The 25,027-nt window shown below is 66.7% G+C and carries 23 protein-coding genes and 1 riboswitch; of the genes, 12 read left to right on the top strand and 11 right to left on the bottom strand.

Going from position 1 to position 25,027, the window contains the following annotated elements; genetic code table 11:
- Positions 1-34: 34 nt before the first annotated feature.
- Together A8G18_RS03335 and A8G18_RS03330 are read right to left on the bottom strand one after the other, a co-directional pair.
- On the bottom strand, positions 35-1,132 hold the full coding sequence (locus A8G18_RS03335) for a CaiB/BaiF CoA transferase family protein (protein ID WP_064062694.1): 1,098 nt from the start codon (positions 1,130-1,132) through the stop codon (positions 35-37).
- A 106-nt stretch (positions 1,133-1,238) separates the two neighbouring features.
- Positions 1,239-1,616: a nuclear transport factor 2 family protein gene (locus tag A8G18_RS03330; protein ID WP_016933751.1), complete on the bottom strand. Its 378-nt coding sequence runs from the start codon at positions 1,614-1,616 to the stop codon at positions 1,239-1,241.
- A gap of 92 nt (positions 1,617-1,708) precedes the next feature.
- On the opposite strand from A8G18_RS03330, the gene A8G18_RS03325 reads away from it, so the two are divergent.
- The gene (locus A8G18_RS03325; RefSeq protein WP_026003201.1) at positions 1,709-2,089 is read left to right on the top strand and encodes a VOC family protein; all 381 of its coding nucleotides are present in this window, start codon (positions 1,709-1,711) and stop codon (positions 2,087-2,089) included.
- Positions 2,090-2,096: 7 nt separating this feature from the next.
- On the opposite strand, the gene A8G18_RS03320 is transcribed toward A8G18_RS03325, so the two are convergent.
- Positions 2,097-2,525 (bottom strand): hypothetical protein, encoded by a 429-nt coding sequence (locus A8G18_RS03320; protein ID WP_016933753.1) that lies wholly within the window; start codon positions 2,523-2,525, stop codon positions 2,097-2,099.
- A gap of 23 nt (positions 2,526-2,548) precedes the next feature.
- Positions 2,549-5,257 carry a vitamin B12-dependent ribonucleotide reductase gene (locus tag A8G18_RS03315; protein ID WP_064062693.1) on the bottom strand — a complete coding sequence of 903 codons (2,709 nt, stop codon included), beginning with the start codon at positions 5,255-5,257 and terminating at the stop codon, positions 2,549-2,551.
- Positions 5,258-5,422: 165 nt separating this feature from the next.
- On the opposite strand from A8G18_RS03315, the gene A8G18_RS03310 reads away from it, so the two are divergent.
- The gene (locus A8G18_RS03310) at positions 5,423-5,905 is read left to right on the top strand and encodes a DUF456 domain-containing protein (protein WP_064062692.1); all 483 of its coding nucleotides are present in this window, start codon (positions 5,423-5,425) and stop codon (positions 5,903-5,905) included.
- Positions 5,906-5,974: 69 nt separating this feature from the next.
- Here the strand turns inward: A8G18_RS03310 and A8G18_RS03305 are convergent, their stop codons facing one another.
- Entirely contained in the window at positions 5,975-7,372 is a 1,398-nt protein-coding gene (locus A8G18_RS03305; protein WP_016935369.1) for an FAD-dependent oxidoreductase, read from the bottom strand.
- Positions 7,373-7,664: 292 nt separating this feature from the next.
- Between A8G18_RS03305 and A8G18_RS03300 the strand changes: the two genes are divergently transcribed.
- The 7 genes from A8G18_RS03300 (at position 7,665) to cobU (ending at position 14,180) form a co-directional block, all read left to right on the top strand.
- Complete coding sequence (locus A8G18_RS03300) at positions 7,665-8,111, top strand: Rv0361 family membrane protein (protein ID WP_064062691.1); 447 nt, start codon at positions 7,665-7,667, stop codon at positions 8,109-8,111.
- Positions 8,112-8,182: 71 nt separating this feature from the next.
- Entirely contained in the window at positions 8,183-8,593 is a 411-nt protein-coding gene (locus tag A8G18_RS03295) for a rhodanese-like domain-containing protein (RefSeq protein ID WP_026003257.1), read from the top strand.
- The gene (locus tag A8G18_RS03290) at positions 8,590-9,813 is read left to right on the top strand and encodes an O-succinylhomoserine sulfhydrylase (RefSeq protein ID WP_026003258.1); all 1,224 of its coding nucleotides are present in this window, start codon (positions 8,590-8,592) and stop codon (positions 9,811-9,813) included. Before A8G18_RS03295 ends, A8G18_RS03290 begins: the two co-directional genes overlap by 4 nt.
- A gap of 24 nt (positions 9,814-9,837) precedes the next feature.
- Positions 9,838-9,965: riboswitch (cobalamin riboswitch) on the top strand.
- 84 nt (positions 9,966-10,049) lie between these two features.
- Positions 10,050-10,955: an ABC transporter substrate-binding protein gene (locus A8G18_RS03285; protein ID WP_172506058.1), complete on the top strand. Its 906-nt coding sequence runs from the start codon at positions 10,050-10,052 to the stop codon at positions 10,953-10,955.
- Positions 10,956-11,062: 107 nt separating this feature from the next.
- Entirely contained in the window at positions 11,063-12,025 is a 963-nt protein-coding gene (locus tag A8G18_RS03280) for a FecCD family ABC transporter permease (RefSeq protein ID WP_242496795.1), read from the top strand.
- Complete coding sequence (locus A8G18_RS03275; protein WP_064062689.1) at positions 12,022-12,834, top strand: ABC transporter ATP-binding protein; 813 nt, start codon at positions 12,022-12,024, stop codon at positions 12,832-12,834. Before A8G18_RS03280 ends, A8G18_RS03275 begins: the two co-directional genes overlap by 4 nt.
- Entirely contained in the window at positions 12,834-14,180 is a 1,347-nt protein-coding gene (cobU, locus tag A8G18_RS03270) for a bifunctional adenosylcobinamide kinase/adenosylcobinamide-phosphate guanylyltransferase (protein ID WP_064062688.1), read from the top strand. The genes A8G18_RS03275 and cobU overlap by 1 nt, the downstream gene beginning before the upstream one ends.
- Positions 14,181-14,190: 10 nt before the next feature.
- Here the strand turns inward: cobU and A8G18_RS03265 are convergent, their stop codons facing one another.
- The 6 genes from A8G18_RS03265 to A8G18_RS03240 form a co-directional block, all read right to left on the bottom strand.
- On the bottom strand, positions 14,191-16,140 hold the full coding sequence (locus tag A8G18_RS03265; protein WP_064062687.1) for a signal peptidase I: 1,950 nt from the start codon (positions 16,138-16,140) through the stop codon (positions 14,191-14,193).
- Between the two features lie 7 nt (positions 16,141-16,147).
- On the bottom strand, positions 16,148-16,780 hold the full coding sequence (locus A8G18_RS03260; protein WP_084421413.1) for a SipW-dependent-type signal peptide-containing protein: 633 nt from the start codon (positions 16,778-16,780) through the stop codon (positions 16,148-16,150).
- Entirely contained in the window at positions 16,767-17,357 is a 591-nt protein-coding gene (locus A8G18_RS03255; protein WP_064062685.1) for a signal peptidase I, read from the bottom strand. Before A8G18_RS03255 ends, A8G18_RS03260 begins: the two co-directional genes overlap by 14 nt.
- Positions 17,354-17,899, bottom strand: a complete 546-nt coding sequence (locus A8G18_RS03250; RefSeq protein WP_064062684.1) for a hypothetical protein — start codon at positions 17,897-17,899, stop codon at positions 17,354-17,356. Before A8G18_RS03250 ends, A8G18_RS03255 begins: the two co-directional genes overlap by 4 nt.
- A 4-nt stretch (positions 17,900-17,903) precedes the next feature.
- Entirely contained in the window at positions 17,904-18,467 is a 564-nt protein-coding gene (locus A8G18_RS03245; protein WP_064062683.1) for an alternate-type signal peptide domain-containing protein, read from the bottom strand.
- 150 nt (positions 18,468-18,617) lie between these two features.
- On the bottom strand, positions 18,618-19,391 hold the full coding sequence (locus A8G18_RS03240; RefSeq protein ID WP_064062682.1) for a sulfite exporter TauE/SafE family protein: 774 nt from the start codon (positions 19,389-19,391) through the stop codon (positions 18,618-18,620).
- Positions 19,392-19,988: 597 nt separating this feature from the next.
- On the opposite strand from A8G18_RS03240, the gene A8G18_RS22965 reads away from it, so the two are divergent.
- The 3 genes from A8G18_RS22965 to A8G18_RS03225 are packed head-to-tail and all read left to right on the top strand — an operon-like array spanning position 19,989 to position 24,399.
- Complete coding sequence (locus A8G18_RS22965) at positions 19,989-20,591, top strand: endonuclease domain-containing protein (RefSeq protein WP_167352071.1); 603 nt, start codon at positions 19,989-19,991, stop codon at positions 20,589-20,591.
- Positions 20,588-21,250: a hypothetical protein gene (locus A8G18_RS03230; RefSeq protein WP_245207765.1), complete on the top strand. Its 663-nt coding sequence runs from the start codon at positions 20,588-20,590 to the stop codon at positions 21,248-21,250. The genes A8G18_RS22965 and A8G18_RS03230 overlap by 4 nt, the downstream gene beginning before the upstream one ends.
- A 17-nt stretch (positions 21,251-21,267) precedes the next feature.
- A complete protein-coding gene (locus A8G18_RS03225) occupies positions 21,268-24,399 on the top strand; it encodes a helicase HerA domain-containing protein (protein ID WP_064062785.1) in 3,132 nt (1,043 codons plus the stop codon).
- Positions 24,400-25,027: the final 628 nt, after the last annotated feature.

Genomic DNA, 25,027 nt, shown 5'->3' with positions numbered 1-25,027 from the left:
ATCGTCGGAGCGTCGGCGGGCCCGGGCTGCCGGATCAGACCCAGAGGGTGTCGATGTCGGTGGCCTCGGCCGCCGGTGCCCCCGGCTCGCCGGCGGGTGTGCGGGAGAAGCGCGGCGCCGGTGCGTGCTGCACGGTGCCGTCGACCTCGATCAGTGATCCGCGGGCGACGAGATGCTCGTTCTTCTCCGCCTCGGCCCAGGTGAGGACCGGGGAGACGCAGGCATCGGTGCCGAGGAAGATCTCGGTCCACTCGTCGCGCGTCTTCGACAGGAACTTCTCGGTGAAGATCTTCTTCATCTCCGCCCAGCGGGAGGTGTCGAGCTGGTGCGGCAGGTCGGCCGGATCGAGCTCGAGGCCCTGCAGCAGCAGTGCGTAGAACTGCGGTTCGATGGAGCCGACGGCCATGTACTTGCCGTCCTTGGTCTCGTAGACGTCGTAGAACGGTGCGCCGGTGTCGAGCAGGTTGACGCCGCGCTCGTCCGACCACACACCGCGGCCGCGGAACGCCCACATCATGTGCGAGAGCGCGAGGGCACCGTCGACCATCGCCGCGTCGACGACCTGGCCCTTGCCGGAGGTCTGCCGCTCGACGAGGGCGGAGAGGATGCCGAAGACGAGGAACATCGAACCGCCGCCGAAGTCGCCCACCATGTTCAGCGGCGGCACCGGACGCTCGCCCTTACGGCCGATCGCGTGCAGCACACCGGTGAGCGAGATGTAGTTGATGTCGTGGCCGGCCGCGTTCGCGAGCGGGCCCTCCTGGCCCCAACCGGTCATGCGGCCGTAGACGATGCGCGGGTTGCGCTCGAGGACCACATCCGGTCCGAGGCCGAGCCGTTCGGTGACGCCGGGACGGAAACCCTCGATGAGGACGTCGGCGCGCTCGAGCAGACCCAGGACCTTCTCGATGTCGGCGGGATCCTTGAGGTCGGCCTCCACGACACGACGGTTGCGCTGAATCGGGTCGCGCTGTCCCGCCGGCGGGATCTCACCGGGGCGCTGCACGATGACGACATCGGCGCCGAGATCGGCGAGCAGGGTCGCGGCGTGCGGGCCGGGACCGAGCCCCTTGAACTCGACGACGCGGACACCCGCGAGCGGACCCTTCTTCTCAACAGCTTCAGCGGACACTCGACGAACCTCGCTCCGATGTGTAGGGACTGTCGCAACGGAGAGTACCTTAGCGAGCGTTCAGAATATGGTTCCGGTCACTGGGGTTCCGGTCGTCGGGAGTGGCTCACTCCTCGTAGAGGTCGGCCTCGCTCAGTCCGGTCGCCTCGAAGGCCTCGCCGAGATCGGCGTGGCGGACGACGGTGACCACCTGGTCGTCGACCACCCGGAAGGCGATCGCCTCCTCACGAGGCCCCGGATCGGACGCCCAGGTCGCCGTCTCCTCGACCACCACGATTCCGTGGTGGACGAACAGGCGGCCCGGTTGCAGCGTGACCCCTGCCGTCGTCGCCCACTCGCGCAGTTCGTCGAGTCCTTGGTCGGGATCGTCGTCGGGGGTGGGGAGCACGATGTCGTCGCTCGACAACTGCACGAGCGTGTCGATGTCGTTGCTGTTCACAGCGTCGTGCCAGGCCAGGACCGTAGCGATCTCCGAGGTACTCATGATCGAGAGCCTAGTCGCCGGATCGCCGAGGTGGGGGCGTGAATCCGCCGAATCCGCTGTCGCACTCGGGCGCTCCGGAGCACAGTGGACGTATGACGATCACCGGCCAACTCGTGAGCTTCGTCCCGAGCACCGACCTCGACGTCTCGGAGATGTTCTACGTCGACACCCTGCGCTTCCGGAAGCTCTCCCGCGACCCCTTCGCGCTCGTCCTCGACGGAGGCGACGGCGCACCGGTCCGGGTGACCCTCGTGCAGTCGCGCGAGGAGACCGGCTACACCGTGCTGGGCTGGCGGGTATCCGATCTGGACGGCACCGTCGAACGACTGCGCGAGCACGGCGTGGAGTTCATCCGGTACAACGGCATGGATCAGGACGACCACGACGCGTGGACCGCACCCGACGGTATGCGGGTCGCGTGGTTCCGCGACCCGCACGGCAACGTCCTGTCGTTGCTCGAACACCGCACCTGACGCGGCCTCAGCTTGCGAAGGCACCCCACAGGAAGCCGGCGAACAGCACCGCGAAGCCACCCATCTCACCGACGATCAGCGCGGCCATCGCCGGACCCGTCCCGCGCACCGGATGCGCGAACTGATTCGTGGTGTCGCGCAGCGCACCGTGCACGACATAGCTCGCGATCGCACCGACGAAGAACACCACGATCACCGCGGCCGCGGCGAGGTTCACTGCGGTGGGCCACGCGCTGAGCTCGACGAACACCGCGACCAGCAGCGTCGCGAAGGAGTACATCAGGGCCGATCGGTGGGCGATGTCGACGTACGGGTGCGCGAGGTGGTCGTCGGACGTCGCCATCTGCCGGTACTTCCACACGCCGAGAGCGAGCGCGAGGAGGAAGACCGCACCTGCGGCCGTCAATGTCAGTTCGGTGTCGACTCCCAGGACCATCGCGCCAGTATGGACGCAGCACCTCAGCTGCAGCCGCTGGTGTTCCCACAGGACGGGCAGGCGTGGCACGATCCGGCCCGTTGCATCTTCACCCCGCACTGCATGCAGTACGGCGCGTCCGGATTCGACGGTGACGGCGCGGCGAACCCACCCGGGGAGTCCGCATGCGTGCTGCGCCGTGCGGTCGCCGGCGGATCGGGCTCACGCACCGGCGGCGTGCTCGTGTACGGCGTGAGCGTGGGGGTGTCGGGCACCGAACGCTCGGCGACGGTCAGGATGCCCAGTTCGGCGCGCTCGTCGGGTTCGAGATAGTCGACCGCCAGTCGCCGGAAGATGTAGTCGAGGATCGACGTGGCGATCCGCAGATCCGGATCGTCGGTGATCCCGGCCGGCTCGAAACGCGTACTCGTGAAGGCCCGGACGAAGGTGCGCAACGGAACCCCGTACTGCAGACCGTAACTGACCGACATCGAGAAGGCGTCCATGATGCCGGCGAGCGTCGAGCCCTGTTTGGACACGCGCAGGAACATCTCGCCGGGACGCCCGTCGTCGTACTCACCGATCGTGACGAAGCCCTTGCAGTCCGCCACCCGGAACTCGAACGTCCGCGAAGTGCGGGTGCGCGGGAGCCGCTCGCGGCGAGGCGCCGCGGACGAAGCCGCCGCTTCTGCGACAGCAGGGCGCGACGACGTCGACAACGGTTGTCCCAGTTTGCAGTTGTCGCGGTAGATCGCGAGGGCCTTCACGCCCAGCCGCCACGCGTCGACATACATGTCGGCGATGTCGTCGACGGTCGCGGACTCGGGCAGGTTCACCGTCTTCGAGATCGCACCCGACAGGAAGGGCTGCACCGCGGCCATCATCGCGACGTGGCCGCGCGGCGAGATGACGTTGTCGCCCATGGAGGTCGCGAACACCGGTGCGTGCTCGCCGCGAACGTGCGGCGCGCCGGCGAGATCGTGATGCAGATCGAGATGCGCGACGATGTCGGCGACCTCCGACGGGCCGTAACCCAGACGCGACAATGCGCGTGGCACACTGCGATTGACGATCGTGAGGCTACCACCCCCGACGAGTTTCTTGGTCTTCACCAACGCCAGATCCGGTTCGATACCGGTGGTGTCGCAGTCCATCGCGAGTCCGATGGTGCCGGTGGGGGCGAGAACGCTGACCTGGCTGTTGCGCACGCCGTGGGCGGTGCCGTCGGTCACCGCGCGATCCCACGCCTGCCGCGCGGCTTCGAGCACGTCGGCCGGGGCGAGATCGGCGTCGATGTCGTCGAGTGCCCCTCGATGCTTGCCCAGCACGTCGAGCATCGGCGCGCGGTTCTCGTCGAACCCGTCGAACGGGCCGAGGCGCCGCGCCAGATCGGCCGAGACGGCGTAGGCGTGCCCGGTCATCAGCGCGGTGATCGCCGCCGCGGTCGCGCGGCCTCCCTCGCTGTCGTAGGGCAGGCCCGAAGCCATGAGCAGCGCACCGAGATTGGCGTAACCGAGTCCGAGCTGCCGGAACCGACGCGACGTCTCACCGATGCGCTCGGTGGGGTAGTCGGCGCGGCCGACGAGGATCTCCTGCGCGGTGAGCATCACCGCCACGGCGTGACGGAAACCGTCGACGTCGAAGGTGCCGTCCTCGCGGAGGAAGGTGAGCAGATTCAGGCTCGCGAGATTGCAGGCCGAATCGTCGAGATGCATGTACTCCGAGCAGGGATTCGACGCGTTGATCCGTCCGGTCGCGGAGGCGGTGTGCCAGGCATTGATCGTCGTGTCGTACTGGATGCCGGGGTCGGCGCATTCCCAGGTGGCGGATGCTATGCGTTCCAACAACTCTCGCGCGCGCACCGTCCGGACGGTTTCACCGGTCGTCACGGCGCGCAGGGGCCACTCGGCGTCGGCCACCACCGCGTGCATGAACTCGTCGGTCACGCGCACCGAATTGTTCGCGTTCTGGTACTGCACCGAATGGGTGTCGGCGCCGTCGAGGTCCATGTCGAAACCGGCCTCGGCGAGCACCCGCGCCTTGCGTTCCTCGACCGCCTTGCAGTCGACGAACTCCTCGACGTCGGGATGGCCGACGTCGAGGATCACCATCTTGGCGGCCCGCCGGGTCTTGCCGCCGGACTTGATCGTGCCGGCCGACGCGTCGGCGCCGCGCATGAAGCTGACCGGACCGGATGCGCTTCCACCGCCGGTCAGCGGTTCGGCCGACGAGCGGATCCGGGAGAGGTTCACCCCGGCTCCCGACCCGCCCTTGAAGATCACCGCTTCCTGGCGGTACCACTCGAGGATCGAATCGATACTGTCGTCGACCGACAGGATGAAACACGCACTGGCCTGCTGCGGAGTGTTCGGCACCCCGATGTTGAACCAGACGGGACTGTTGAACGAGGCCCGCTGGTGGATCAGCAGACAGGTCAGTTCGGCGGCGAACGCCTCCGGGTCGTCGAGATGGCCGTCGGTGTGCCCCCAGGCGGTGATCGTGTCGACGATGCGCGCGATCACGTCGCGCAGCGAGTGTTCACGATCGGGGTGCCCGAGCTGCCCGCGGAAGTACTTCTGCGTGACGATATCGGTGGCGTTCTGCGACCAGAAGGCAGGGAACTCCACATCCGTCTGCTCGAAGACGACGCGCCCGGTGCCGTGGTGCACGATCCGCGCGTCGCGTCGCTGCCACTCGACCGTCTCGGCGGGATCGACAGCGGGGGTCGTGAAGTACCGGACGTCGCCGCGCATCGCGGCGGAGCCGGCGTCCGATGCACTCTTCGGGCTGTGAGGCCTGGTACTGCTCATCGCGTCCTCCCGGGGGGCGTGGACCGGTGGCACATATAGTCCCACCATGCTGCCACCGCGTCCCGGTACTCCGCTGTCTTCCGCCCGCTCGGCCCACCCGGTGGCGCCGTGAGTGCCGGGGGCGAACTGCTCGTCGGGCTGGCGATCCTCGTCGGCCTGCTCGGGATCGTGCTGCCGATCCTGCCCGGCGTCCTGCTGATCTTCGGGGCGATCGCAGTGTGGGCGTTCGTCACGGGAGGCACCACCGCGTGGGTCGTGCTCGGCGTGGCGACGGCGGCGATGCTGGTCACCGGCATCGTGAAGTACACCTGGCCCGGGAAGCGACTGCAGCAGGCGGGCGTGCCGAACCGGTCGCTGATCCTCGCCGGGCTGCTCGGTATCGTCGGGTTCTTCGTCGTCCCCGTCGTCGGCCTGTTCCTGGGCTTCCTGCTCGGTATGTACCTGTCGGAGGTGCAGCGGCACCGCACTCATCGCGACGCGTGGGTCTCGACCGTGGCGGCCACCAAGGCCGTCGCGTTGTCGATCCTCGTCGAGTTGTTCGGCGGACTCGTCGCGGCCTCGGTGTGGCTGGGAGCGGTCCTGTTCACCTGAGCCCGGAATGCGAGGAGGGACCCGTCCGCACGGACGGGTCCCTCCTCGGTCGTCGGGCTCAGGCGCAGATCACGACTTGTGCGGCTCGCTCGCGCGGAACATGTCCTCGCGCTCGACGACCTTGACCCGCTCGCGACCCTCGGCCTCACCGAGGCTGCGCTCGTGCGCGTCGAGGCGGTACCAGCCCTGCCAGGTGGTGTACGGCAGCTGCTTGTCCTCGAGGAACTTCACGATCGCGTCCTCGGACGGATCCTCCGGGTCGTTCAGACGACCGGCGGCACGATCCTCGAGCAGGTTCGCGACGGTCTCGTTCGCGTCGCCCTTGGTGTGGCCGATCAGGCCCACGGGGCCGCGCTTGATCCAACCGGTGACGTAGGTGTACGGCAGGAACCGGTCCGGGCCCTCGGTCGCCTCGTCGGCGAGCACACGACCGGCCTCGTTGGGCACGGTGCCGGCCTGCTCGTCGAAGGGCAGCTTGGCGATGTTCTGCGACAGGTAGCCGACCGCGCGGTAGACGGCCTGGACGTCCCAATCGCGGAATTTTCCGGTGCCGCGGACGTTGCCGGTGCCGTCGAGTTCGGTGCGCTCGGTGCGCAGCCCGACGACCTTGCCGTCCTCACCGAGGATCTCGTGCGGGGACTCGAAGAAGTGCAGGAACAGTTTGTGCGGGCGGTCGCCCACGTCGCGGATCGCCCAGTCCTGCAGGGTGTTGGCGACCATGTCGACCTGCTTGGAGTTGCGGCGGGCCTGTTCGGAGGCCTCGTCGTAGTCGATGTCCTCGGGGTCGACGATGACCTCGATGGTCGGGGAGTGGTCGAGTTCGCGCAGCTCGAGCGGCGTGAACTTGGCCTGTGCCGGGCCACGGCGACCGAAGACGTGCACCTCGACGGCCTTGTTGTTCTTCAGGCCCTCGTAGACGTTCGGCGGGATCTCCGTCGGCAGCAGCTCGTCGCCGGTCTTGGCGAGCACGCGGGCGACGTCGAGAGCGACGTTGCCGACACCGAGGACGGCGACCTTCTCTGCCTCGAGCGGCCAGGTGCGCGGCACGTCGGGGTGACCGTCGTACCAGGACACGAAGTCGGCGGCGCCGTAGCTGCCGTCGAGGTCGATGCCGGGGATGTTCAGCGCGCGGTCCGCGTTCGCGCCGGTGGAGAAGATCACCGCATCGTAGAAACGCTGGAGGTCGTCGAGGGTGAAGTCGGTGCCGTAGTCGAGGTTGCCGAGCAACCGGATCTGCGGCTTGTCGAGCACTTTGTGCAGGGCGGTGATGATGCCCTTGATGCGCGGATGATCGGGAGCGACACCGTAACGGATCAGACCGAACGGTGCCGGCATGCGCTCGAACAGGTCGATGCTGACCCCGGGATCCTGCGCAGTGTCGGACTTCATGAGCGCATCGGCGGCGTAGATACCGGCGGGACCGGCACCGACGATCGCGACGCGAAGGGGACGAGTCTGATCGGTCATCAGGGGATCAACTACCTCTTCGGTGTGCGGACGGACATATCCAGCTTAAATTAAGGCTGCCCTCAGTGGGCCGGGCGCAGGTCGCGCGGGGATGACGGCGAAAGAGGATGAATCGAGCCGTCGAACGAATCGCTTCAGCGACAACACATGTGGGCACCCATACGACACAGGTCGACGGCGAGGCGTCGAACGAGCTGCGTGGTGGCCATGCCCCAATTCCTACCTCGAGAGGGTTTTCAGGGCAAATGTGGTCGTGACAGGCGGCGACCTCGTTCCCACTAGGATCGAGCGCATGGCCAAGCGCGGAGCCCCCGAACCCGATCCCGATCCCGGTCCGGATCCCGACGGTCCCACCAGTAGCAGCACAGGGCCCTTCCTGGGAGCCCTCGCGGTCCTGGTGGTGCTCGTCCTCGTCGTCTTCGGTGCCCAGATGTTCTCCCCGCCGGGCGCCGACCTCACGGAGGACGAGATGGTGCGCCGCGCCGTCACCGACTACGTCTCCGCTCACAACGAGAACGACGGACCGATCCTCGACCGGCTGCGGTGCAGCGAACTGTCCCCCGACGATGCGCCGCTCGCGGACGTCGAGGGGCGTGTCGAGCTGCAGGCCGCGCAGAACATCTCCGTGGACGGCGATCGGGCCACCGTGGACGTCCGGACCGGCCTCGACGGGCAGACGCAGACCGAGACGTGGCAGGTCGTCCGCATCGACGACGTGTGGAGGATCTGCCGATTCTGAATCGGTGCCCGTGCGTATACGAAGCGATGCCCGCGTGTACGTCCCAGCGCGAACTGTGAAAACATGTCCGGGTGAGCTACGCAGGTGATATAACGCCGCGGCAGGCATGGGACCTGCTGCACGGTGATCCGGATGCCGTGCTCGTCGATGTGCGGACCGAAGCCGAGTGGAAATACGTCGGGGTCCCCGAAACCTCGTCGCTCGGTCGCCGGACCGTGTTCGTCGAGTGGGTTCGTTACCCCGACGGCGCCCCGAATCCGACCTTCGTCGAGGATCTGCGGGCAGCGGGTATCGGCGGCGGGCCGGTGATCTTCCTGTGTCGCTCGGGTCAGCGCTCGATCGGTGCGGCCGAAGCCGCCACCGCCGCGGGCCTGACCCCCGCCTACAACGTTCTCGAAGGATTCGAAGGCGCTCTCGACGGCGAAGGCCATCGAGGTGCCGAGGGCTGGCGGGCCGCGGGCCTGCCGTGGAGGCAGTCGTGAGTTCCATCCCCCAGGGCGGCGCGTTCAGCAAATCGCTGCCCGACACCGTTCGTCCCGCCACGCTCGGCGTGCGCGGCGGCACCCTCCGATCCGGTTTCGAGGAGACCTCCGAGGCCCTTTACCTCAACTCCGGGTTCGTCTACGAGTCGGCCGAGGCCGCCGAGGCCGCTTTCACCGGCGACGTCGACCATTTCGTCTACTCCCGCTACGGCAACCCCACGGTGAAGATGTTCGAGGAGCGCCTGCGCCTGCTCGACGGTGCCGAGGGGGCGTACGCCACCGCGTCCGGCATGTCCGCGGTGTTCACCGCGCTCGCCGCGTTGCTCGGCAAGGGCGACCGCCTCGTCGCGGCACGCAGCCTCTTCGGTTCGTGCTTCGTCGTGTGCAACGAGATCCTGCCCCGCTGGGGCGTCGAGACGGTGTTCGTCGACGGCGAGGATCTCGACCAGTGGGAGAAGGCACTGTCGGTGCCCACCACCGCGGTCTTCTTCGAGACCCCCTCGAACCCCATGCAGACCCTCGTCGACGTGCGTCGCGTCTCCGAGATGGCGCATGCGGCGGGCGCGAAGGTGGTGCTGGACAACGTCTTCGCCACCCCGCTGCTGCAGCGCAGCCTCGATCTCGGTGCCGACGTCGTCGTGTACTCCGGCACCAAGCACATCGACGGCCAGGGCCGTGTGCTCGGCGGTGCGATCCTCGGACCCGCCGACTACATCGACGGGCCGGTGCAGAAGCTCATCCGCCACACCGGGCCGTCGCTGAGCCCGTTCAACGCGTGGACGCTGCTCAAGGGTCTCGAGACCATGCCGGTGCGGTTGCGGGCCTCGGTCGATTCGACGCTGCGCATCGCGCAGTTCCTCGAATCGCAGGAGGCAGTGCGGTGGGTCAAGTACCCCTATCTCGAATCGCACCCGCAGTACGAACTCGCGAAGTCGCAGATGAGCGGCGGCGGCACGATCATCACGTTCGAACTCGACGCCCCGGAGGGCGAGGGCAAGAAACGCGCCTTCGAGCTGCTGAACAAACTGCGCATCGTCGACATCTCGAACAATCTCGGCGACGCCAAGTCGCTCGTCACCCACCCGGCGACCACCACCCACCGGGCGATGGGACCCGAGGGCCGGGCCGCGATCGGCCTGTCCGACGGTGTGGTGCGACTGTCCGTCGGCCTCGAGGATCCCGAGGATCTTCTCGAAGATCTCCAGCAGGCGCTGTCCTGACCTGCGAAGCCGTGAGCTACGCTGCGGGTGTCCTGCCGATCCGGTAGGGCACCCGCTGCGTTTTCGGTGAAGCCGGTGAGAATCCGGCGCTGTCCCGCAACTGTGAGTCCCGATACGGGGTGAGCCAGGTCGGCCGGCGCGGAGGGTCCGTACGTACTGGTCCTCGGACGAAGGACGGTGGCGTGCCGCAACCGCCTGTTGCAGCCGTGCTGTTTTCGTCCTCCGAACAACGGAGGATGGCTGTGCCCCTCGACAACTCCCGACGGCTGTTCGCCGCCGGACTGACCGCCTTCGCTCTCCTCGCCGCGGGGTGCTCGAACAGCGACGACTCGTCGCCGGCCGGTGACACCGGCACCGCTTCCGCCGATGCTCCGCAGGCCATCGTCTCCCTGAGCCCCACCAGCACCGAGATGCTCTACGCCATCGGTGCCGGTGACCAGGTGGTCGCGGTCGACGACCGATCCGACTACCCGGCCGACGCGCCCGTCACCGACTTGTCGGGCTACACCCCGAACGTCGAGGCGATCCTCGGTTACGAACCCGACCTGGTCGTCGCCAACGCCGACACCGCCGATCTCGTCGCGGGACTCGAACAGGCCGGTGTCGAGACGTTGATCCTTCCCGCCGCCGGGAAGCTGGACGACACCTATGCCCAGATCGAGCAGCTGGGAGCCGCCACCGGACACGTCGGTGACGCCGCCGAGCTCGTCGCGCAGATGAAGACGGACATCGACGGGATTCTCGCGGGCCTCCCGGAGCGTGAGACCCCGCTGACCTACTACCACGAGCTCGACAACACCTTCTACACCGTCACCGACGACACCTATATCGGCGATATCTACTCGATGCTGGGTCTGACCTCGATCGCGACCGGCGGCAACGGTTACCCGCAGCTGTCCGCCGAGTACGTCCTCGAACAGAACCCCGACGTGATCTTCCTGGCCGACGGACAGTGCTGCGGCGTCACGCCCGAGGTCGTCGCACAGCGTGCGGGTTGGAACGAGCTCAGCGCCGTCCGTGACGGTCACGTCTACGTCCTCGACGAGGACATCGCGAGTCGCTGGGGTCCGCGCGTCGTGGACCTGATGCGCGAGATCGCCCGGATCGTCGGCGCCATCCCCGCGGCCCAGCCCACGCCTTGATCTCTCTGTCGCGCCGCAGTACCCGCACCCTGCCACCCGGTGGTGCGCGGGTACTGCCGCGCACCGTGCTCGTGCTGACCGGCGCGGTGCTCGTCCTGTTCGCCGCGATGCTGGTCGGGATCCTCGTCGGACCGGCCGGTCTCACCCCGGGAGGGGTGCTGCTCGACATCGCCGACCGCCTGCCGTTCGTCGACGTCGATTCGGGACTGAGCACGCGTCAGCAGGCCATTCTGTGGAACATCCGGATGCCGCGTGTGGTGCTCGGCGTGCTGGTCGGTGCGATGCTGGCCATCGCCGGCGCGGCCTACCAGGGTGTCTTCCGCAACCCGCTCGCCGATCCCTACCTGCTCGGGGTGTCCAGTGGCGCCGGTCTCGGCGCAACCCTCGCCATCGTCGTGGGCGGCGCGGCCGGGTTCGCCGGGGTCCCCGTCGCAGCGTTCGCGGGTGGATTGCTCGCCGTCGGCGCAACCTACTCGCTGGGCCGCACCGTCGGCGGAAGCCGCTCGGAAGTCGTCATCATCCTCGCCGGGGTCGCCGTCGCAGCCTTCGCCAACGCGATCCAGACGTTCTTCATGCAGCTGCACGACGACACGCTGCGGCAGGTGTACTCGTGGATGCTCGGCCGCCTGTCCACCGACGGATGGTCCGATGTCGTCGTGGTCCTGCCGTACGTCGTGGTCACCGTCGCGATCATCGTGCTGCACCGGCGCACACTCGATGTCATGGCGGTCGGCGACGTCGAAGCCGCGAGCCTCGGGATCGACCCGGCGCGCGTGCGGCTGTTGCTCGTGTGCGTCGCGACGCTCGGAACTGCGGCCGTCGTCTCGGCGAGCGGTCTCATCGGCTTCGTCGGCATCGTCGTGCCCCACGCGGTACGGCTGCTCGCCGGACCCGGCCACCGACTCCTGCTGCCGCTGTCCCTACTGGTGGGCGCATCCTTCCTCGTCCTCGCGGACGTCCTGGCCCGTACCGTCATGTCGCCCGCCGAACTGCCGATCGGTGTCGTGACCGCGGCGATCGGGGCGCCCTTCTTCCTCGTCGTGCTCAGACGTAGCCGAGGTGTCCGATGAAGAGCGATGTTCTCCCCACCGGGACCGTGACGGTGTCGTGCCGGCAGCTCGGCGCCGAACGCGGCGGCATCGAGGTGCTTCACCGCGTCGACCTGAACGTCACCGCCGGCTCCTGGGTATCGCTGGTCGGACCCAACGGGTCGGGCAAGACCACCCTGCTGCACGTCCTCGCCGGGCTCGTGCCGGCCACCGGTCACCTGCAGGTCGCCGACATCGTGCCGGGGCGCGCCGGACGCCGGGACATGGCACGCGCGGTCGCGCTGATGCCGCAACGCCCCGTGGTGCCGGAAGGTGTCACCGTCAGGGAACTGATCCACCTCGGCCGCACCCCGCACATCCCGCGCTTCGGATCCGAGACCGCGCACGACCGCGAGGTGGTGGACCGGGTCGTCGAACGGCTCGAGCTCGAAGCGTTCGCACCGCGACTCGCGACCGAACTGTCCGGTGGGGAGCTGCAGCGGGTCGTGCTCGCGCGCGCTCTCGCCCAGCAACCCCGGGTGCTGCTCCTCGACGAACCCACCAGCGCCCTCGACATCGGGCACCAACAGCAGGTGCTCGAACTCGTCGACTCGATGCGCACCGAGGGCGACCTCACCGTCATCGCCGCGATGCACGACCTGACCTCCGCCGCCCAGTACGGGGAACGGCTCGTGCTGCTCGATCGCGGGCACGTCGTCGCCGACGGAGTGCCCGACGACGTGCTCACCGCCGAACGCATCGCGCAGGTCTACGGCGCCCGCGTCGAGATCCTCGACCGCCCGGCGGGTCGTGCCGTTCTCCCGCTCCGCGACACCTCGAAGGACTGCTGATGGAGGTCGTACTCCTGGGGACCGGTGCGGCGGACGGATGGCCGAATCCGTTCTGCACGTGTGAATCCTGTGCGGACGCCGCACGTCGCGGCGAGATACGCGGGCAGACCGCGGCGCTCGTCGACGACGTGCTGCTGCTCGACTGCGGTCCGGAGGCGCCCGGTGCGGCGGTGCGGCACGGCAGGTCGCTGGCGACGGTGCGGCACATTCTCCTGACACACGCGCACGCCGATCATCTCGGGCCGCAGGCGTTGCTGTTCCGATCATGGGTCGCGGGCGGCGACGAGCTCGACGTGATCGGCCCCGCCGACGCCCTCGACACCTGCAGACCGTGGGTGGGCCCCGACGACCCGGTGCGCTTCGTGCCGGTCGAGGCCGGGGATTCGCTTGCCGTCGGTGAGTACGCGGTGCGTGTTCTCCCCGCGCGGCACACGGTGTTCCGTGACGGTGACGCAGTGCTGTACGACCTGTCGGGTCCCGGCGGGTCGCGGCTGCTGTGGGCATGCGACACCGGGATGTGGCCTACCGAGTGGTTCGAGGCCGTGCGCGACGCGCGGTTCGACGCGGTGTTTCTCGAGGAGACCTTCGGCGACCGCTCCGAACTGTCCGAGGGCCACCTCGGCCTTCCGGAATTCGGCACCCTGGTGGACGGCCTGCGCGGTGCCGGTGCCGTCACTCCGGACACCGATGTGGTCGCAGTGCATCTGGGCCACCACAATCCACCCGCCGACATACTTCGGAAACGTCTGCAGCAGGTGGATGCTCGTCCCGGTCGTGATGGTGAGGTGGTCCACGTGGGTGAAGGGACTCCGGTCGTGCCGCATCGGACGCTGGTTCTCGGGGGAGTGCGGTCGGGCAAGTCGCGGCACGCCGAGGAGTTGCTCGCGTCCTGCCCGTCCGTCACCTACGTCGCCACCGGCGGGACACGAGAGGGTGACGCGGAGTGGGCGGAACGTGTTGCACTGCACAGGGAAAGACGTCCCGGTTCATGGTCGACGGTGGAGACGGTCGATGTCGCCGAGGTGCTGTGCACCGCTACGGAACCGCTGCTGATCGATTGTCTCGGAACGTGGTTGACGGCACGGCTCGATATCCACGGTGTCTGGGATGGTGGCGACCTCGACCCTGTCCACTCCGATGTGGACGAGTTGATCGCGGCGTGGCGGAAATGTGCGGTGCCGGTGGTCGCCGTGAGCAACGAGGTCGGTAGCGGAGTGGTGCCCGCGACCTCTTCGGGCCGATTGTTCCGCGACATGCTGGGCCGGCTCAATGCGCGGGTCGCGGAGGCCAGTGAAGCAGCGACTCTCGTGGTGGCAGGAATTCCTGTTTCGTTGAAGCGGAATTGATTTCGAAGCATCAGCCTTCCGATCCGTCGTCGGCCGGCTCGCCCACAGGAGCATCGTCGCTCGGGGTCGGCGCAGGTTCGGGCGGCGTCTCCTCGGGGACCGGTGAAGGAGCAGGCTCGCCGGTCGGTGCAGGTTCAGGAGCAGGAGCAGGCGGGGGAGCCGGGAGCGGATCGACCACCGCGCTCCTCACCCACGAACCCGAAGCCCTACTGATCACCCATTCCCCCGAACTTCCGGTGATGCGTAGCTCGTCCGTCTCGGCGGCCCAGGCCAGTACATCACCCTCCGAGGCGCCGGTGCGGTACTCCTCGCTGCCCGTCGCAGCAGTGATGACGGCGTACGTTCCGGCCTCGGATCGGACGAGCCGAGCGGAGTACAGGCCGGACGGTGAGCGGAGCGCGGAGACAATTTCCGTTTCTGTCGGTGCAGACGGTGACCCGGACGTGCTGGGACTCCCCTCGGTGGTCGTCGGACCGAGGGAGGTCGATGTCCCCGGACTTGCGGTCGGGGAGGACGTCGTCGACGTCGTGGTGGTGGAAGCAGAGGATTGCGGCAGTGAGCGTGCTCCTGTCGCTGGTGCCGAGCAGGTGACGCCCGTCGTCGACGTCGTGTCGAGCCTGTACGCGACGAAACCTGTGGAATACGAATCTCCTTGGATCGAGCGGATCTCGGCGTCAGCGGTATTCGCGGTGATGAGAGCGGTGTCGAGGTTGGTCCGGGCGATCCTGGCGGTCACCGGTTGCCCCGCGGCCGTCGGGGTGGTGGTCACCGTGGTGACGTAAGCGAAATTTCCGTCCGACGGATTGCGAACGGTGACCTGGTAAGTCACACCCGTGCCGACGTGGGGCCACGTCAATGTCGCTGCGGTGGCACTTCCTGTGCCGGTCGTGGAGCATGCGACGGAAGCCGGGGGTGCCACATACGCCGGGGTCCCGTCACGTTCCCCGCTCGGGCTGCAGTTGAGGTCCTGGTTGTGGCTGATCAAGGACACGGGTTGGGAGACGAGGCGGCCCCTCCATGCTGCCGACACCGTGCCTCCCGGCAACATCGTGTGTATTTCCGCGTTGTACTGCCAGATGAGGCTGCGGCGAGGAAGACCTGTGCCGTACAGGTCGTACGAGATGGTGCCGCCCGTCGCGGCGGTGATGTCGGTGATGTCGACGGTCCGCCAGACACGACCGTCCATATCTCGCAGAATGATCCGGTATTGATACGGCGACCCCAGATGCGTCCAGTTCAACGTGACAGGATCGGGTTGGTCGAGAATGAGTTTGCTGTTGCAGCCGACCGTTCCTGCAATTCGTGGTACGTACTCGCTCTTCGAGGCGAACGCTCCGCTTCGCGCGGTCGCGTTGTCGACGAAGGTCGCATCGGTCCCCGGCGTGTGTGAGAGGCCGACCGCAGACACGACGACGAGGACTGCCAGAGGAGTCACGGGGGCCTGGGCGTTCCGGAGGGGCGATCCGTCGGGACGCACCGCGATCCGGATGAGGGCGGCGGCGAGTATCGCCAGCACGACGAGGCCGGGAACGGTCCGGAGCCAGGCGGCAAGGTAGCCGAGGCCGTCGACATGGAAGAGCACCCGTTCGGCCGAGCTCACTCCGTAACTGCGGGGATCGGGTTCCGGATTCGCATCTCCTTGCAGCCGGAGGAGGGCCGTGTTTCCGGCGAACGACTGGACTTCCACGATCCGATGGGTGATGCGACTGCCTTGATCGTTGATCACACTCACCACGTCACCGGACCGAAGGTCGGCTGCGGGGACGGTGTGCGCTATCGCGAGGGAGCCCGAAGGAATCGCGGGTGCCATGGAACCCGAGCGGAAGATCAACGGCGTCAGGCCGAACAGGGCCGATACCGCCGCGACGAGAATGCACAGGCTGCCGAGTACTGCACCGATCGTCAGGAGGGTGTCCCGCCCTCTGCGTGGGGGCCGTGCCTGGTGTGCGTGTTCGGTCATTGTCGCCTCACACCGTCGTCTGCGCCGTGAAGGTGAACACGAGGGCGGACACGCTCTGGTTCTGTGTGGGGAGCGGCGTCGACGTGGGCAACGTGACGACCATGCACAGTGTCTCCCTACCGGTCGTGGCCGCCAAGGGGCGAGCAGAAGTGACGATCGGCGCAGCGCCTCCCGCGATCAGGTTCGTCTGTCCGATCTGTGTTCCCGTGCATGTTCCCTTGCGGAGACCGCCGGCAGTGAGGTTCGCCGGGGTTCCGTTGCTGAAGACCCGGAGTTGCAGGTTGTTCGCGAGGGCCGGACTTCCGGCGGGTGTCGCGACATTCACCGTGTACGTGACGTCCATCGTCGAGCGTGTGTTCTGCACCTGCAGACTCGCCGCTCGACTCTCGCCCGGCATCATGGAGGACGAGGTCAGGTCGGAGAACGTATAGGACTTCACGTCGTTCGCTCGCAGATCGACCGTGCCGGTGCTGAACGTCCCCGTCGCTACCGCCGAATTCGCCCACGCGGCGAAGGTTCCCACCGCGCCGAGTGCGAGGACCGTTCCGAGCGACAGTAGTGCGCGCACCCGGACGGTGAAGAATGAAGGCGCTTTTCGTAGGTACTTGCGAAGGTGATCGAGGACTTCATCGCCGCGCATCGCTGCCTCCGCCGGTTCGTGCTGCGTCCCGCTCACGTCTGCCATCCCGGATACCGCTGGTGAACAGCACGGTGGCGTAGCCGAACAGTGCGATCGCGATGATCCCGACGGTCCACGAACGCTGTTGCCCCGTCAGCCAGTTGTTCACGTAGCCCAGGTAGGGGATCGAATACCAGACGCGTCCCCGAATCTGTTCGTAGAGAACCGGTTTCTCGTCGGGCACAGTGTTGGCGTCGCCCTGGGTGATGTACGTGCGTTGCCCCTTCGCGGATTGGGCGGACGCGATGATCCGATGCGTCACCACAGTGGGATCCCCCGAACGCAACTGGTACGTCACGGGCATTCCGATCGCGAGTTCGTCGGGTTCGACGGGTTCGACGACGATGAGGGTGCCGGGTGGGTAGGTGGGGTCCATCGATCCGGTGAGCACGGTGAAGCGTTCGCCGCCGGCCACGGCCGGGATCAGGATGGTGACTGCCAGCAGGGTGAGCATGGCGAACAGCAGGGCCCAGGTGAGCATCGAGCCCATCCACCAGAGCGGCCCTGTCCGGTCGTCTTCTTCCCGGGATTCGGTCATATCTGTTGCTCCACTCGAAATTCGAGCGCAAGGGTGGTCGACCTGCCTTGTTCTGCCGCGGCTCCGACGGTCGCCCGGAGACACCACACCTCCGTGGTGCCCGGAGCGGCCGACCGTCCTTCCCCTGGAGCCGGAAAGGCCGTCCAAGGACCGCCGATCGTCGACGTCGGTGTAGCCACTGCTGCACCGGATGACGTCGGGCATGCGTCGGCGGAACCGACGATCCACGCTGTCACCGCGATCGGCAGCCGGGTCGAGCTCTGACGTACCGCTTGCAATCGGTAACGTGCGTGGGCGTCACCCCGAATGCTGACCGTCAACGGCTGTTGCACCACGGATCCCTGCGCCAGGTTGGTACCGCCGAAGTTCGTCCATGTGTAGTCCTGGGAGCCCTGGGCCATGATGGTCAGGCTCCCCGAGATGATCGTGCCGCCCCTGAGTTGTGTGCTGTCGCGCCACAGTGCGCCGGTCTGCTGTGTGGACCAGAGGGTCACGAGCAGAACCGACGCGACTGCGGCGATCCAGGCCCATCTCCGCTTCATGTCCTCACGCGGGAGCGGGGTTCGTGTTCTGCTGCAGATTCAGGCTCAGATTGCCGAGATCGACGGTCTCGTTCTGTCCGGTCGTCCCCGATGTGGCCGGATCGAACGTGATGGTGATGTCGACCGAAATATCCTGAGGCGCACCGCCGTTTGCCACGACCTGAACACCGTCGGCTCCACCGGTGAACGACTGGCCGGCGTACTCGCCGTCGATGGTGGTGATCAGGGCGTTTCGCAAGTCGGTATTTCCCGTGACGCCATCCAGATTCGCGGTGAGTGTGGCTTCCAGATTGTCGCCCTGAGCGGTGAGTGTGGAGGCGCAGGTGTAGCGCACCGTGTCGCCCGGGACGATTCGGAACGATGAAATGTCGCCGATCGTCGCTCCACCATTGCCGACATCGGTCCACGTGCCGCCGCCGGCGCACTCCCCGAGCGTCAGCTGACCGGATGTGATGGTACCGGCGTCACCGTCAGTCTGATCGTTCCAGAACGCGAGACTGCCCAGCCCGCCCAGGAGCAGGATGGCTCCGGCCCCTGCGGCGATGGCCCCTTTGGTCTGTTTCTTCATACGATTGCTCCCCTCGAAGGTCGTGCTCCCGACCTTCGTCAGGTACCCGTTGTGATCGACTCCATACCAACCATCTGGTATTTCTGTGACGGGTGTTGCCCCTGGGGCGATAGGAGACGATTTCGTTACCGTCGGGAAGAAATGACCGGGTCAGAACAACAGTCGGTACAGCCCGATCAGGCCGACGACGACGATGACGATCCGCAACGCGACCGGCGACAGGCGCCGACCGTAGTGGGAACCGAGGTAACCGCCGATCAAGGAGCCCACGGCGATCAGTGCGGCCACGGTCCAATCGATCCGGTCGAACGCCACCAGGATGTACGCACAGGCGGCCACGACGTTCACGACCAGTGAGAGCAGGTTCTTCGCGGCGTTCTGCCGCTGGATGTGATCGTGCAGCAACGCGCCGAACAGACCCATCAGCAGAATGCCCTGCGCTGCTGTGAAGTAGCCGCCGTAGATACCGACGGCGAAGGTGCCGACGACGAGCAGCGTCATCCGTATCGGTCCGAGACGGCCGTCGGCGTCGCCACCCGTTCTACGAGCCACCCAGGACTGGATCTTCGGTTGCAGCACGACGAGCGTGAGTGCCAGGACGAGCAGGATCGGCACGACCGTCTCGAAGACGCTCTCCGGTAGGTGGAGCAGGAGCCATGCTCCGACCAGTGCCCCGCAGAACGACGCCGGGATCTGCCACCGCAACCGCTCCCACTGCCCACGCAGCTCGCGCCGATAGCCCCAGGTGCCCGATACGCCCCCGGCGACCAGACCGATCGCGTTGGACATCGTCGCGGTCACCGGCGGCACACCGAACGCGACGAGCGTCGGGAACGTGATGAGGGTGCCGGAGCCGACGAGAGAGTTGATCGCTCCGGCTCCGAGACCGGCAAGGGCGACGAGGAAGAGTTCGAGCGGGGTCACCGAGGCGAGTCTACGTCTCGTCGAAGCCGACATCGTTGTCGATGCCGGAGCTCCATGTCGACGACAACACCGGTCTCGACCCGGCTTCTGATCCGGGCCGGAACAGCCCCGATGCCCGGAATGTACAATTCACTCCTTATGGGTGGGGTAACCGAGCAATGCGGCATCTGGTCGATGCTGCCTACCGACCGAGTGGTGTCGGTCCGCGCTGCCCGGACGTTGTTGGAAGCACTCGATACCCGACCCGAGTCTGCTCCTGTCGTCTCGACCTGTCAGGTCGCAGGGAACTCGGTAGGCGAGATCGTCGACTCGGTTCTCGACGAACTGGAGGCGGCAGCACGGGGCCTGTTTCCCGCGTGGCTACCGGGCGCGGAAGTCCTGACCGGGCGCAGTGCCCTCGACATTCGGGCAGTGCGCGTTCTTTCCCGTAAGTTATCTTCCACTACAAGGCATTTCGGTCCGTTCGTTTCGGACCTGGCCGTCGCGGCGTTGCTCGGGAAGCGGATGACGGCGGGTCGCTTCGCACGGGAGACGCGGGCGGCCGGCTTGACGCGAATTCTTGCGGAGAGCTACCCGTGTCCGGGCATAGCGCTTCTCGTGGTGGGCCCCACGGACGCCGATCCGAACCGACAACGGATCCTCGCCTCGGCATGCGAGTGGCTGTCCGACCACACCCCGGCAGCCGTCTGGATAGCGGGTGAGGCAATCCCCGACATCGATCGATTCCCCGAGATCGTCCTGCCTCGACCGGAAGCCCCGCACACCACCGACGACCTGCTTTCCGACCGGACCCGCCTGCGATACCCGGCGCCGGTGGGACGGCCCCACCCGGGCAGCGCCGCGGAACAGAAGCTGGAAAGGGCTCTCGAAACGTGCGAGTGGGCCACCGGCCGTCGATGGAACATGCCGTACCGAACGTCGCCCCTCCGTCCCCCGATTCGGATGGATCTGATCTGGCCGGATGCTCGCTGTGTCGTCGAAGTCGACGGTGACGATCATCGCCTGCGCCACAAGTACGCCGCCGACCGCACCCGGGATGTGCAGTTGCAGCTCGACGGTTTCGGCGTCCTACGGTTCACCAACGAGCAAGTCCTCGATGACGTGGCGACGGTCCTCGTCGCCATCGAACAGTTTCTGACCGACCGACGTCGCGAGCAGAACACCCTCCTCGCGACGACAACGAAAGGCCTGGCCCAGTGAGTGCAGATGATCTGACCCCCTCCGAGATCCTGGTGCTCCTCGCTCTCATGGCCGAGTCACGTCCGGTCACCAACACCGAACTGAAGGCTCTCGGACCGGAGTTGCGCGCCGACAGCAGGAAGAAACTGAATCGTCTCAAGCTCGTCGAGACCGACACTCGGGCAAGGCCGTTCACGCACGAGCTGGCCGACGGCGGATGGGCTCGCTGCTATGAGGAATTGGCGGCCGACGTCCCACCGCGGTCGAACCCCGCCGCCCGCACCCTCTACACGATGCTCCGATCGCTACGCAGGCACTTCGACCGCCATGATCTGCGTCCCGCCGACGTGTTCCTCACCGCCGAGATATCCGAGGATCCGGCCGAGCCGGAACCGGCCCGGAGCGTATCCGAGGGATCGGATCTCGAAGACCGTATTCGCGCAGCCTACGCGCGGCACGTGGCACGCCCCGGAGCGTGGATCGGTCTTGCCGATCTCCGCTCGGCGCTGGCCGACGTTGCCAAGGACGAGATCGATCGTGCCCTCGTGCGTATGTACAAGCTTCCGGACATTCATCTCGTACCCGAGGAGAACCAGAAGATGCTCACCGACCGGGATCGCGCCGCAGCCGTGGTCATCGGCAATCAGGACAAGCACGCGCTCGCGATCGAGGCTCCATGACGCCGACCGAGAACCGGATGACCGACGTCGAGCGCCATGCGCTCTCGTCGGTTCGTCTGACCTGGGCACCCACCCCGCAGGACGTATGGGAACCACAAGACGATCTTCACGTGCGTGGGCTGCACGATTCGGCGATCGACACAGTGTGGGAAGCCTTCGACGATGCCCGTCGGAGTTCGGGCGCGAGTCCGCTCGGTGTCGTCGTCCGTGGACAGGCGGGTTCGGGCAAGACACACCTTCTCGGCCACGTCCGCGAGCGCGTACAAGCGGAGGACGGCTACTTTTTTCTCGTCGGTCTCACCGAACTCTCTGACTTCTGGCGTTCCATGCTCGTCCAGATGCTGGAGAACCTGGGGCGCCCCTCGCCCGAACACGGCACCCAGCTCGAGGGCTTGTTGTGGCGCCTCGCCACGATCGCGCACGTGCCGAGGGCACACCGGCGAGCGCTCGTCGGGGGCGCGCCCGTCGACCCCGAGAGTATCGACGCCTTCGTCCGGGCGTTGGCGAAGCGGCACCCGGCCGAGGTCAGACGGTGCCGACGCACACTGATCGCACTCGTTCTGTATGCGGCAACGGACATGGGCTTACAGGACGTCGGTGAAGCGTATCTCCAGTCGACGGACGAGGCGACCCCCGGTGAGCGGGCGGAATGGGGTCTCGGTGCTGTGGTGCCTTCTCCGCGGGAGATCGTGCAGGAGATCTCGTCCTTGCTTTCGCTGACAGGGCCCTCCGTGTTCGCAGTCGATCAGATCGATACGCTGATCGCGGCTACACGAACGAAGCTCGGCAACGGAAGCGCACTGGACGACGACTCCGGTATTGCGGAGATCGCGCACGGACTGATGGCACTGCGCGAAACACTCAGCCGGACTGTCTCCGTACTCTCGTGTACGCCCGGTGCATGGGTGACCATCGAGGAATGCGCAATCAGTACCGTGGTCGACCGGTTCCGGGTGTGCGCTCCGCTCGACGGGCTGCCGACGGCGGACATCGGACGTGCCATTCTCGCGAAGCGCTTTCTACCTCGTTACCGTGCTGCAGGTTTCGAACCGCCCTATCCCACTTGGCCGGTCACCGAAGAAGCACTCGCCGAGGCGCCGTATTTCACGCCGCGTGAGCTGCTCCAAGTGGTCGATGCGCACCTTCGTCGTTGTGTGCGGCTGGGGGCGGTCGAGGAGCTGACCATCCTCGACCAGCGCGGAGCACCGGACACGAGCAAGGATGCCGCTCCTCCGCGCGTCGATGCCCACTTCGCGCTCGATCAGCGCTTTGCAGAATCGAAAGCCCTTGCGACAGTCGACTCGGCGTTCGCGACCGCGACGGAAGACGAGGTGATACCGCGCCTTCTTGCTGCAGGGTTGGATGCGTGGATCCGTGAGACAGGTGCCCCCGACGGAGTCTTCCAACGGGATCCGCTGCCCGGATCGAAACCGGCACTGCATGCCCGCTTGCGTCGTATCCTCGATCCGAGAACCGAGTCGGAGATTCACTGGACTTTCCGGGCTGTGGGGTCGACGAACGCAACCGCTGCGCTCAATCGGCTTCAGAAGGCATCCACAGCAGCGGGGATCTCCGGAGGATTGCCCCACCGGTCGTTGTTCGTCCTTCGGAACAGCCCGTGGTCGAACGGGGCGAAGACTCGCGAGGTACTCACAGCATTCGAGGCTGTCGGCGGTTGCACACTGGCACTGCCCGAAAGTGACGTCCGAACGCTGATTGCCCTGAGAGCACTGTTCGACGAGCACCCGGAGCATCTCGACGAATGGCTCCTCACTCGGAAGCCCGCACACGACGTCACTGTGTTCCGAGCTGCTCTCGGCGGCGTCGACGATCCGGTACCGGTGCCGAATGAGCCCGACACTGTGCCCGCGCCGACTCCGGCGCTCGACAAGGACGAGGCGGTCTCCGGTATCGACGACCCCGTCACCGGGATTCCACTCGGGATGTCGGTGGAAGAAGAACGTCCGGTGTCCGTCGGTCTCGAAGCATTGCGGAAACACACCGCGATCTTCGCCGGATCCGGTTCCGGAAAGACCGTCCTGATCAGAAGGATCGTGGAAGAGTGCGCGCTGCAGGGTGTTTCCTCGATCGTCCTCGATCCGAACAACGATCTTGCACGGCTGGGGACAGCATGGCCGGAGGGGGCTCGGAGCTGGCCCGTCGGTGACGACCGCAAGGCTGCCGAGTATCTCGATCGGACGGATGTGGTGGTCTGGACTCCTCGCCGTTCCACCGGACGACCGCTGAGTTTCCAACCACTACCGGACTTCGCGAGCGTGCGCGACGACCGGGACGAATTCGAAGCCGCTGTGGACGCAGCGGTCGCAGCGCTGGTGCCGCGAGCTCTTGCGGAAGGCCGGACTGCCAAGGCGAAACACTCCCAGGCCGTTCTGCGGGAGGCGCTCGAGTATTTCGGACAGAGCATGCGGGGCGGCGTGGCGGAGTTCGTGAGCTTGTTGGAGGATTTTCCCGAGGACATCAGCGGCATGAAGAACGGGGTGAAGATCGCTGCGGATCTCGCGGAGAACCTGAAGGCGGCGATGGCCACCGATCCTATGTTCGGGGGTGAGGGAACTCCGGTCGATCCCGGTGTTCTGCTGACTCCCCGCCCCGGCTGTCGAGCGCGCGTTTCCGTAGTCAATCTGTCGGGTCTCCCGTCGGACTCGCAACGTCAGGCATTCGTCAACCAACTCCAGATGGCTCTGTTCGCATGGATCAAGAAGAACCCGGCCGGCGATCGGCCACTCGGGGGATTGTTCGTCATGGACGAAGCCCAGACCTTTGCGCCGTCGGATCAGAACACGGCATGCACCCAGAGCACGCTCGCTCTGGCGTCGCAGGCCCGCAAGTACGGTCTGGGGTTGGTTTTCGCGACCCAGGCGCCCAAGGGCCTTCACAACCGTATCCCGGGTAATGCGGCCACTCAGTTCTACGGTTTGTTGAACAGCCCCGCACAGATCGAGGCGGCCAAGGAGATGGCCCGTGTGAAGGGCGGTCGGGTTCCGGATGTAGGACGGCTGCCCGCCGGACAGTTCTACACGGCGATCGACGGTAGGGAATTCCAGAAGACCCGGACACCGTTGTGTCTGACCTTCCACCCGAAGAGCCCTCCGACGGAAGAGGAAGTGCTTGCCCTCGCTCGAGGATGAGTGTTCTTCGAGACCGGTCTGGTTGTCGATGGTCCACTCGAAATCGACAACCACACCGGTCTCGATCCGATGCGTCCGGGGATAACGCGGAAGTTGTCCACAGGCGGTGAATTCGGGGTACCGAAGAGGCCGGTCACCGGGCACGCTCGCGCTCATGGTCGACTTCCACGAACCGTTCGCTGCCACTGATGCGTTGGCGACTGGACTGGTGACGCGGTACCAACTTCGGCATCACGTCGTGAAGCTTCACCGCAATGTGTACGTGGCTCCGACGTCGACGCGACCGCACTGTTACGTGCGAAGGCCGTTCGGCTGTGGGCCGGAGGAACCGGAGTGTTGATCGGGCCGTCCGCAGCCGCTGTGCACGGGACCCGTCGGCTCGACCCGTCGTTGCCGGCGGAGATCGTGCGACCCGGAAAGCTGCACTCGACGGAGGGCCGCGTCGCCACCGGAGACGCACATTCGGCTGCTGATCGTCCGGCCGGGTCTACCCGTGCCGGAAACGCAGATGGAGATGTACGACGGTGGGCGGTTCGTGGTCCGCACGGACATGGGCTGCTGTATCGACGACCGCAGGTCGTCGTCGACAGGGTGCGACGCGTGTTGCACCGAGCGGGCGCACATCCCT

This window comes from Rhodococcus gordoniae (assembly GCF_001646655.1).
Lineage (GTDB): Bacteria > Actinomycetota > Actinomycetes > Mycobacteriales > Mycobacteriaceae > Rhodococcus > Rhodococcus gordoniae.
This window is presented reverse-complemented; position numbering and strand designations above follow the sequence as displayed.

Coding starts and splice junctions, on each gene's coding strand:
- A8G18_RS03330 (WP_016933751.1), bottom strand. CDS start 1,616: ATGAGTACCTCGGAGATCGCTACGGTCCTGGCCTGGCACGACGCTGTG.
- A8G18_RS03325 (WP_026003201.1), top strand. CDS start 1,709: ATGACGATCACCGGCCAACTCGTGAGCTTCGTCCCGAGCACCGACCTC.
- A8G18_RS03320 (WP_016933753.1), bottom strand. CDS start 2,525: ATGGTCCTGGGAGTCGACACCGAACTGACATTGACGGCCGCAGGTGCG.
- A8G18_RS03315 (WP_064062693.1), bottom strand. CDS start 5,257: ATGCGCGGCGACGTCCGGTACTTCACGACCCCCGCTGTCGATCCCGCC.
- A8G18_RS03305 (WP_016935369.1), bottom strand. CDS start 7,372: ATGACCGATCAGACTCGTCCCCTTCGCGTCGCGATCGTCGGTGCCGGT.
- A8G18_RS03300 (WP_064062691.1), top strand. CDS start 7,665: ATGGCCAAGCGCGGAGCCCCCGAACCCGATCCCGATCCCGGTCCGGAT.
- A8G18_RS03285 (WP_172506058.1), top strand. CDS start 10,050: ATGGCTGTGCCCCTCGACAACTCCCGACGGCTGTTCGCCGCCGGACTG.
- A8G18_RS03280 (WP_242496795.1), top strand. CDS start 11,063: ATGCTGGTCGGGATCCTCGTCGGACCGGCCGGTCTCACCCCGGGAGGG.
- A8G18_RS03275 (WP_064062689.1), top strand. CDS start 12,022: ATGAAGAGCGATGTTCTCCCCACCGGGACCGTGACGGTGTCGTGCCGG.
- cobU (WP_064062688.1), top strand. CDS start 12,834: ATGGAGGTCGTACTCCTGGGGACCGGTGCGGCGGACGGATGGCCGAAT.
- A8G18_RS03265 (WP_064062687.1), bottom strand. CDS start 16,140: ATGACCGAACACGCACACCAGGCACGGCCCCCACGCAGAGGGCGGGAC.
- A8G18_RS03260 (WP_084421413.1), bottom strand. CDS start 16,780: ATGCGCGGCGATGAAGTCCTCGATCACCTTCGCAAGTACCTACGAAAA.
- A8G18_RS03255 (WP_064062685.1), bottom strand. CDS start 17,357: ATGACCGAATCCCGGGAAGAAGACGACCGGACAGGGCCGCTCTGGTGG.
- A8G18_RS03250 (WP_064062684.1), bottom strand. CDS start 17,899: ATGAAGCGGAGATGGGCCTGGATCGCCGCAGTCGCGTCGGTTCTGCTC.
- A8G18_RS03245 (WP_064062683.1), bottom strand. CDS start 18,467: ATGAAGAAACAGACCAAAGGGGCCATCGCCGCAGGGGCCGGAGCCATC.
- A8G18_RS03225 (WP_064062785.1), top strand. CDS start 21,268: ATGACCGACGTCGAGCGCCATGCGCTCTCGTCGGTTCGTCTGACCTGG.